This window comes from Tritonibacter sp. SIMBA_163, from assembly GCF_046535935.1.
GTDB classification, from domain to species: Bacteria; Pseudomonadota; Alphaproteobacteria; order Rhodobacterales; family Rhodobacteraceae; genus Epibacterium; species Epibacterium scottomollicae.
Genome location: NZ_JAWJBP010000833.1, coordinates 1 through 255 on the forward strand (window position 1 = coordinate 1; position 255 = coordinate 255).

General features: G+C 62.4%; 1 protein-coding gene. It reads right to left on the minus strand.

Annotated elements, in window-relative coordinates; translation table 11 throughout:
- A partial coding sequence (locus R0J92_RS24665; RefSeq protein ID WP_411053624.1) for a GlgB N-terminal domain-containing protein occupies positions 1-204 on the minus strand: 204 nt, incomplete at its 3' end.
- Positions 205-255: the final 51 nt, after the last annotated feature.

Genomic DNA, 255 nt, shown 5'->3' on the forward strand with positions numbered 1-255 from the left:
TTCCATCTGGGCGATGACGCTATCGCCTTCGGTGTCGATCACCTCCACCGACGTCGCGCCGGGGAGAAATGCACGCACCACATTGGTGTTGCCGACGGGATGACGGCCGAGGATCGTGAAGGGGTCGCCGTGGCGCCCCTCTACGAGTGCCTGCAGGGCAGCGTGGTCGATATTGGCGAGCAGATCGGCGCGCTCAAGGTTCATTCCGCATTCTCCATGAGGCGTTTTGCGATTTCCGAAAAGCCGGCCAACGGG